The 8,037-nt window shown below is 63.4% G+C and carries 10 protein-coding genes and 1 other RNA gene; 9 read left to right on the forward strand and 2 right to left on the reverse strand.

The genetic code is table 11. The annotated features are described in order from the left end of the window. Nucleotides 1-1,077, reverse strand: a 1,077-nt coding sequence (locus EOA23_RS28725) for a hydantoinase/oxoprolinase family protein (RefSeq protein WP_145966506.1), incomplete at its 3' end; no start/stop codon positions are given. 176 nt (nt 1,078-1,253) lie between these two features. On the opposite strand from EOA23_RS28725, the gene EOA23_RS28730 reads away from it, so the two are divergent. From EOA23_RS28730 to EOA23_RS28760, 7 genes are all read left to right on the forward strand, one after another. Then, entirely contained in the window at nt 1,254-1,460 is a 207-nt protein-coding gene (locus EOA23_RS28730; protein ID WP_126060075.1) for a hypothetical protein, read from the forward strand. Nucleotides 1,461-1,594: 134 nt separating this feature from the next. Beyond that, nucleotides 1,595-2,314 carry a DnaJ family molecular chaperone gene (locus tag EOA23_RS28735; protein ID WP_126060076.1) on the forward strand — a complete coding sequence of 240 codons (720 nt, stop codon included), beginning with the start codon at nt 1,595-1,597 and terminating at the stop codon, nt 2,312-2,314. Further along, nucleotides 2,311-3,078, forward strand: a complete 768-nt coding sequence (locus EOA23_RS28740; RefSeq protein ID WP_127306634.1) for an N-acetylmuramoyl-L-alanine amidase — start codon at nt 2,311-2,313, stop codon at nt 3,076-3,078. Before EOA23_RS28735 ends, EOA23_RS28740 begins: the two co-directional genes overlap by 4 nt. A gap of 185 nt (nt 3,079-3,263) precedes the next feature. Continuing rightward, on the forward strand, nt 3,264-3,965 hold the full coding sequence (locus EOA23_RS28745; protein ID WP_127306635.1) for a transglycosylase SLT domain-containing protein: 702 nt from the start codon (nt 3,264-3,266) through the stop codon (nt 3,963-3,965). A 127-nt stretch (nt 3,966-4,092) separates the two neighbouring features. Then, nucleotides 4,093-4,488, forward strand: an RNA gene (gene rnpB, locus EOA23_RS28750) — RNase P RNA component class A. Between the two features lie 159 nt (nt 4,489-4,647). After that, nucleotides 4,648-4,932, forward strand: coding sequence for a type II toxin-antitoxin system ParD family antitoxin (locus tag EOA23_RS28755; RefSeq protein ID WP_127306636.1), 285 nt, complete (start codon nt 4,648-4,650; stop codon nt 4,930-4,932). An 82-nt stretch (nt 4,933-5,014) separates the two neighbouring features. Next, nucleotides 5,015-5,215, forward strand: a complete 201-nt coding sequence (locus EOA23_RS28760; RefSeq protein ID WP_245474373.1) for a type II toxin-antitoxin system RelE/ParE family toxin — start codon at nt 5,015-5,017, stop codon at nt 5,213-5,215. A gap of 110 nt (nt 5,216-5,325) precedes the next feature. On the opposite strand, the gene EOA23_RS28765 is transcribed toward EOA23_RS28760, so the two are convergent. Further along, nucleotides 5,326-6,441, reverse strand: coding sequence for a cystathionine gamma-lyase (locus tag EOA23_RS28765; protein WP_127306637.1), 1,116 nt, complete (start codon nt 6,439-6,441; stop codon nt 5,326-5,328). A gap of 400 nt (nt 6,442-6,841) precedes the next feature. Here EOA23_RS28765 and mraZ point away from each other — a divergent pair, with 400 nt between their 5' ends. Both mraZ and rsmH read left to right on the forward strand, forming a co-directional pair. Next, on the forward strand, nt 6,842-7,300 hold the full coding sequence (gene mraZ / locus EOA23_RS28770; RefSeq protein ID WP_127306638.1) for a division/cell wall cluster transcriptional repressor MraZ: 459 nt from the start codon (nt 6,842-6,844) through the stop codon (nt 7,298-7,300). After that, on the forward strand, nt 7,297-8,037 hold a 741-nt coding region (gene rsmH / locus EOA23_RS28775; RefSeq protein WP_127306639.1), incomplete at its 3' end, for a 16S rRNA (cytosine(1402)-N(4))-methyltransferase RsmH. The genes mraZ and rsmH, both read left to right, overlap by 4 nt.

An 8,037-nucleotide genomic window follows, 5' to 3' on the forward strand; every position in this document is an offset into this window, starting at 1 on the left:
CCGGTAGGCGGCCGGGCCGGGATTGGCGCCGGCCGAATCCGGGCCGACGCGGAAGCGTCCCGCCTCGTAATGCAGGATCGAGCCGCCGCCGGCGGCGACCGTGTGGATGCGCATCATCGGCGCGCGGATGCGCACGCCTGCGACCTCGGTGTCGAAGGCGCGCTCATATTCGCCGTCATAATGGGCGACGTCGGTCGAGGTGCCACCCATATCGAAGCCGATGACCTTCTCGAAGCCGGCGAGCTTCGCCGTCTCGACCATGCCGACGACGCCGCCGGCCGGGCCGGAAAGCAGCGCGTCCTTGCCCTGGAACATGTCGGCGGCGGTGAGGCCGCCCGACGACATCATGAACATCAGACGTGGGCCGGGGCCCAGTTCGCCGGCTACCCGCTGCACATAGCGCGACAGGATCGGCGACAGGTAGGCGTCGACCACGGTGGTGTCGCCACGGCCGACCAATTTGATGAGCGGCGAGACCTCGTGACTGACTGAAATCTGGTTGAAGCCAATCTTGCGGCAGACTTTTGCCACGGCTTTCTCGTGGTCCGGGTATTTCCAGGCATGCATGAAGACGATGGCGACCGCGTCGATGCCATCGGCCCTGGCCTGCTCGATCGCCGGGCGGCAGGCGGCGATGTCGAGCAGGCGCTCGACGCAGCCATCGGCGCGCACGCGTTCATCGACCTCGATCACCCGCTCGTAGAGCTGCTCGGGCAGGATGATTTCCTTGGCGAAGATGTCCGGCCGCGCCTGGTAGGCGATGCGCAATGCGTCGCGAAAACCCTTGCTGATGAGCAGCAGCACACGGTCGCCCTTGCGCTCGAGCAGCGCATTGGTGGCAACGGTCGTGCCCATTTTGACGTCGCCGATCGCGTCGGCGGAAATGGCGGCGCCGGCCTTCAGACCCAACAGGTCGCGGATGCCCTGGATGGCGGCGTCCGCATAAGCCTCGGGATTCTCGGACAGGAGTTTTCGAGGGTGCAGCCGGCCTTGCGGATCACGGCCGATGATGTCGGTGAAAGTGCCGCCGCGGTCGATCCAGAAATCCCATTTCCGTGTTTCCGCGACTGCCGGCATTCTCTCTACCCACTATGTCTTCGAGCGTATGTTCTGTTAGTTCGGGATTTCCCCGCCAGCAATTGCAAGTTGATGTTACATATCGAAATGCAACGTTACGAAACCGGCGAGCCTGCTGATGCATTTCCCCTGCGACCGCTCACCGAAACGTGAGCGTCTGTTGAAGGAGAGATACCATGAAGAAGCTCATCTTGGCGTCTGTTTCGGCGCTCGCCCTGCTGGGGGTCGCGGCTTGCAGCGACAGTGGCACCGACAAGACCACCACCCAGAGCACCAATCCGCCGGCCAACGAGCAGCCGATGAAGCCTGCTTCGCCCGACGCTTCGAAGCCCGCTGAACCGGCTCCGGCAACAAATCCGGCTCCTGCTGCGCCTGCGCAGTAAGAGCCGACCAATAGATTCAAGGAAGGCCGGCAATGCCGGCCTTCTTTTTTGCTCCACCGATCCCGAAGGTCGCCCATCACCTGCGGCATTGTCCAGGCTTGATAGAACCGCCCGGTTCGCTCTATGAAGCCGGCATGTCGATTTGGGACCGCCTTGGCGACTTCATCGCTCGTGTTTCGTCGTCGGCGTCCTCGGGGGTCGGGGATGTCGTGGAAGCCGTGCGCACCGTGTTTTCCGGCGACCCGGACCTGCGCCGGCGCGTCGCCTTCTCGGTGGCCATGATCGCGCTCTCCGCCAAGATGGCCAAGGCCGACGGCATCGTTACGCAGGACGAGGTGCGTGCTTTTCAGGAAATCTTCGAGGTTCCGCCGAGCGAGACACGCAACGTGGCGCGGCTTTACGATATCGCCAAGCAGGACGTCGCCGGTTTCGAGACCTATGCCCAGCGCATGGCGCAGCTCTGCGGCTCCGGCCACGCCAACTGCGTGATGCTGGAGGATATACTCGACGGTTTGTTCCACATCGCCAAGGCGGATGGCCTCATCCACGAGCAGGAAGGGCAATTCCTGCATCGGATCGCGGAGATTTTTCAGATCGACGAGGCGCATTACGAGGCGATCCTGTCCAGGCACGTCGATCTTGGCGCCGCCGATCCCTATGTCGTCCTGGGGATCGAGCGGGGCAGGCCGTTCGAGGAGATTAGGAAACGCTATCGCAAGCTGATCTCGGACAATCATCCCGACCGGCTGATCGCGCGCGGCTTGCCGCAGGAATTCATTAAGATCGCCACGACCAGGGTCGCCGCGATCAACGCCGCCTATGAGATGATCGAGCGGGGCCTCAGGCACGCATGAGCGGTTTTCCGCCCGACCATCCAGAGGCGGAGGTTCGGGTCTCGCCCAATTTCGGCCCGCGCCGCGAGACGCTTCGGCCCGACATGATCGTGCTGCACTATACCGGCATGGCAAGCGGCGCCGGTGCCGAGGCGTGGCTGTGCGACCCAGCGAGCGAGGTGTCCTCGCACTACCTCGTTCATGAGGACGGTCGTATCGTGCAAATGGTGCGCGAGAGCGATCGCGCCTGGCATGCCGGCCAGAGTTCCTGGCTCGGGCAAACCGACATCAACTCCTGCTCGGTCGGCATCGAGATCGTCAATCCCGGGCACACGCTGGGCTACAAGGCCTTCCCGCGGCGGCAGATCGGCGCCGTGATCGAGTTGTGCGCGGGTATCGCGGAACGCCATTCCATTCCCGCGGCAAGGGTGCTCGCCCATTCGGACGTGGCGCCGGGCCGCAAGGTCGATCCAGGCGAGAAATTCCCCTGGAAGGCACTGTTCGCGGCCGGTATCGGACATCTCGTGCCGGCGGCGCCGATAAAGGCCGGCGCTGCGCTGAAGGCCGGCGATGCCGGCGCCGACGTTGAAGCAGTGCAGTCGATGCTGGCGCTCTATGGCTATGGTGTCGAGATATCCGGTGTCTATGATCGGCAGACGGAAATCGTGGTGGCGGCCTTCCAGTTACATTTCCGCCGGCGGCTGGTCGACGGCGTGGCGGACAATTCGACGATCCGCACGCTGCAGAGGCTCCTGGCTTCCGTAAAGGCAACTCCCGTCAAATAGTTGCGCCGGGGCCCTTAAATTACAATCTGTCACTCAAAGTGAATTGCGCCGCCTTTATTGCCGCCAATTCCGCCTGCAAATGCCCCTTCCGCAAGTTGTCGGGCGTCTATCCCCCCAAGGCACCCGATGTTGAGTTGACCTAACTGTGCGAAGTTCTTCGTGCAGCTCTAACAGAACAGGACTACATGCAAAAATTGACCGTTGTAGCGGCAGCCGTTGCTGCCGGAGTGATAAGTTTTGCCTTCAACCAGGCCAACAGTGCCCCGCTGAGCCCCAGGGCGGACAACGGCCTTGCAGCCGTAACGCCAAAGGCAGCCTCGAGCACCAAGACGGCAAAAACCGCGCGGGCTGCTCCGGCAAGGGTTCAGAAGGCCGCCGCAACCCGGGTGACAAAATCGACGGCCAAACGCGCCAAGCGCGGCAGAAAGGCTGTCGATCTCACCACGACGGCCTCGATTCAACCCGGCAAGATCGCCGTGGCGACGCCCGCTGCCACCGGCGACGGCCAGTATTCGGCGATCATCGCCCGCTATGCCGCGAGCTATGGCGTGCCGGTGTCGCTGGCCAAGGCCGTCATCAAGATCGAAAGCAACTATCGGCCGAACATGGTCGGCGGCGCCGGCGAGATCGGCCTGATGCAGATCAAGCCGGCGACGGCCCGCATGATGGGTTATACCGGTTCGGCCAAGGGATTGTTCGATCCCGACACCAACATCAAATACGGCATGAAGTACCTCGCCATGGCGCGGGACCTTGGCGGCGGCACCACCTGCGGCACGATCCTGAAATACAATGCCGGCCATGGAGCGACGCGGATGAACCCGGTCTCCGCCGCCTATTGCAGCAAGGTGAAGGTGCAGATGGTGGCGCTGGGCTCGCCGGCCTGACGCTATGCAGCGCGGCGGATTTGGCAACGCGCGCTTTATGCACGTCGTTGCCCCAAACCGCCGCGCATTTGGGACGGGGCGCTTTTTCGTTTGCGTTTTCAGGCGGGAATCCCTTTATACGCGCTTGCCAGCTGGCCGGGCGGCCGCGCCCGCGAGAACCGAAAGGTTGCGGGTGAGGAAAGTCCGGGCTCCATGGAGACACGGTGCCGGCTAACGGCCGGCGGGGGTGACCCCAGGGAAAGTGCCACAGAAAGCAAACCGCCGCGGCATTGCCGCGGCAAGGGTGAAAGGGTGGGGTAAGAGCCCACCGCGCGACTGGCAACAGGAGCGGCAGGGCAAACCCCACCGGGAGCAAAACCGAATAGGGGCGGTGCGAGGGGAAACCTTCGAGGGCTGTTTCCGGCCCACCGTCCGGGTAGGTTGCGTGAGGCGCGTGGCAACATGCGCCCAAGATGAATGGCCGCCACGTTCTCGCCGCGAGGCGAGGGCCATACAGAACCCGGCTTACAGGCCAGCTGGCAATTTTTCTCCCTGCGGCGATGGCGACATAAATCAAAGGTTGCGCCGATGGGTGTGCTTTTTGATTCAAGTGATGGCGCGACGGCTGCTTGAACCCCGCTAATCCTTTCCGTGAAGGTGGTGCGATTAAATCGTACCTTCCAAGAAAGGACAGGAGCACGTCATGGGCCAGGTCGATAAACGCAGCATCACGCTTTCACCGGAACTGGCGCAGGCTGTCGACGATGTCGTCGCCGCCGGAGAGTATGCTTCCGCGAGCGAAGTGATCCGCGATGCGCTCAGGCAGTGGAAGGAGCGTCGCGATCTGCTCGGCTACACCGTCGAGGAGTTGCGGGAATTGGTGCAGGAGGGGATCGATAGCGGACCGGCGCTGGACGCTCCCCCCTTAATGGAGCGATTGCGCGCCAGATATTCGAAGATGGCGGAAGCCAAAGGCGCTGACGAGTGAAGTACCGCCTGCTTCCACAGGCACTGGTCGACCTCGAAGCTATCGGCGACTATATCGCCGCCTACATGCCGCAATCCGTTTCGTGGAAACTCTTCAGCGGCGATGGGACTTGCTAACCCTCCATCCCCGATCAGGCGCACCGCGCGACGACATCCTGCCGGGCATTCGCCACCTTGTTGTCGGGGAGTACCTTACATTCTATCGAATTGGCGACGATGCAATCGAAATCCTGCGCGTGCTGCATGGCCGGCGAAGGATCGAGACAGAGGATATGGGATCCTAAAGCGCGTCGCGTTGAAACTGATTCAGCCGACGCGCTTTAAGACTTTGTTTTGATGCGTGTCGTTGTCCCAGAACCGCTGCCCGCACTTTTGGGCGACATTTATTGGCCACTCAACTGGCGACTTTGTCCAGCGACGCCTCGATCGCCTGCCAAAGCTCCTCGACCGGCTCGCAACCGATCGACAGGCGCACGAAGCCGGGCGGTACGGCGTCGCCGCGTTTCGAGCGCCGTTCGGCCGACGTGTGCACACCACCGAAGGAAGTCGCCGATTCAATCAGCGTGCAATTGTCGATGAACGCCTCGGCCTTCTGTTCCGAGGCCAGTTTGAATGAGATCAGGAAGCCGAAGCGATCCATCTGGACACGCGCCAGATTGTGCGAGGCATCGCCCTCGAGGCCGGGATAGCGCAAGCCGCTGACCGCGCGGTGATCCTTCAGCCGCCGCGCGATGGTTTCGGCCGAAGAACACATCCGGTCGAAACGCACCTCCAGCGTTTCCAGCCCGCGATGCACAAGCCAGGCCTCGAAGGGGCCGGGGATGCCGCCGGCCAGGCTGCGCCAGTCGGTCACCTTGGTGATGAGGCCGGCATCGCGGCTCGCGACATGGCCGAAGAGCACATCGGAATGACCGTTCACCGCCTTGGTGTCGGCGGAGACGACGATGTCGGCGCCGAGGTCGAGCGGACGCTGGCCGAAGGGCGTCATCGTCGTGTTGTCGACGACCAGCAGCCCATCCTGCCTGTGGACGGCTTCGGCCACCGCCGTGATATCGCAGATGTCCAGCCGGGGATTGGACGGCGTCTCGGCAAAAACCAGCCGGTAACCATCGAAGCCGCCGTCGAGGAAGGTTGGCGTCGGCCTGGTGTCGCAGGCAATGCCGAGGGGATTGAGAAAGCGCTCGGCCATGGCGCGCGTGGCGTGATAGCCGTCTGACGGCAGAAGCACGCGGTCGCCTGCTTTCAGCAGCGCGAAAAACACCGACGAGATTGCGCCCATTCCGGACGGGAAGGCGACGCACTGCGCGCTTTCGAGGTGGCCAAGCGCGTGCTCGACGGCGCGCCAAGTCGGATTGTCGTAGCGGCCATACTGATCGAAGCCGACCTCTGCGCCCGGCGTGTGGAAGATCGATGCCATGGTGAGCGGCAGAGGGATCGGGTCGCCCTTGGCGAAATCGCGGCTGCGCAAATGGGCAAGCGCCGCGGCGCGGGACTTCGCTTTCTCGGACATCAGGCTTCATTCCTTCGGCTGAATAGAAATTGCCCGCGACGCTATGCGTGCCGGCTGTTTGCGGCAAGCAGCGTCCTTTTGGGCCAGAGGGCTCTAAACGCTTCGTTAGGCTTAATGGACGATAAAGACGAGACGTGCCTTCAGCCTGCGCTTTGTGGTTGTGATGCGCGTGTTTGTGATGCCTGTTCCCGTTGACGCCCATAATACCCCATGATATCCCGTTTACATCATCAAGCTTTCGTTCCGCGTCAGGGTGAAGCGTACGCCAATCGGGCAGCCGCGGCGGCTGCGCGTTTGCCGGTTTTCGCCCCGGTGAATGAAGCGATTTGCCGCGAGTGCGGTGAGGGCGCGGAGAACAACATGGGAAGGGGTGCGGCGGCGGAAGCGGCTGTAGCGTTCATTGGACCGATTTCTGTCAAACGCGGTGAACAGGATCGATGCGAAGGGGCGGGTCTCCGTTCCGGCGCATTTCCGTGCGGTGGTTCAGAAACGCGGCTATTCGGAGCTTTACGCGCTGCGCTGCCTGGACCTGCCGGCCATGGATGTCGGCGGACTCGACCTGCTCGACCGCTACGAGCAGCGGATCGCGCTGGAGGATCCCTTTCTGCAGACGGCGGACGACATGTCGTTCTTCTGCCACGGCGACGGGACGTTCCTGAAGCTCGATCAGGATGGCCGCATCACCATGAGCGACTTCATCCGCGAGCATACGGGCATCTCGAACGAGGTGGCCTTTGTCGGCCGCGGCAATTTCTTTCAAGTTTGGGAGCCGGGACGGCTTTCCGCGTATGGTGCGGAGGCGCGCGCCAGGCTTTTGCAGCTTCGGCAGGGGACGAAGCCCGAGGAGCGATCGGAATGATGGCTGGCCACGGCGATGATCCTCACGCCGTTGGCGGACCGGCCCGCCACATTCCGGTCCTCCTTGCCGAGGTGCTCGACGCGCTTGCGCCGAAGGCCGGCGAGACGATCGTCGACGGGACATTCGGTGCCGGCGGCTACACCAGCGCCATCCTCGATCGCGGCGCCTCCGTCATTGCCATCGACCGCGACCCGGACGCGATTGCGGCGGGCAGGGCGCTGGAGCGGCTGGCCGGCGGCCGGCTGAGGCTTGTCCAGGCGCCGTTCTCGACGCTGGACGAACGTGTCGAGGGCGCCGACGGCGTGGTGCTCGACATCGGTGTTTCCTCCATGCAGCTCGACCAGGCGGAGCGCGGCTTTTCCTTTCGCGCCGATGGGCCGCTCGACATGCGCATGGCGCAGTCGGGGCTTTCCGCCGCCGACGTCGTCAACACCTTCAAGGCCGGCGACCTTGCCCGCATCTTCGGCTTTCTCGGCGAGGAGCGCCATGCAGGGCGCATCGCGCGCATGATCGAGAGCCGGCGCGAGAAGAAACCGTTCGAGCGCACGCTCGATCTCGCCGACGCCATCGAAACGCATGTCGGACGCGGACCCAAGGACAAGATCCATCCGGCCACGCGCGTCTTCCAGGCGTTGCGCATCTTCGTCAATGACGAGCTTGGCGAGCTTGCAAGGGCGCTGCTGGCGGCCGAGCGGGCGCTGAAGCCCGGTGGCCGGCTTGCCGTGGTGACCTTCCAC

The organism is Mesorhizobium sp. M2A.F.Ca.ET.042.01.1.1 (genome assembly GCF_003997405.1).
Classification (GTDB): Bacteria; Pseudomonadota; Alphaproteobacteria; order Rhizobiales; family Rhizobiaceae; genus Mesorhizobium.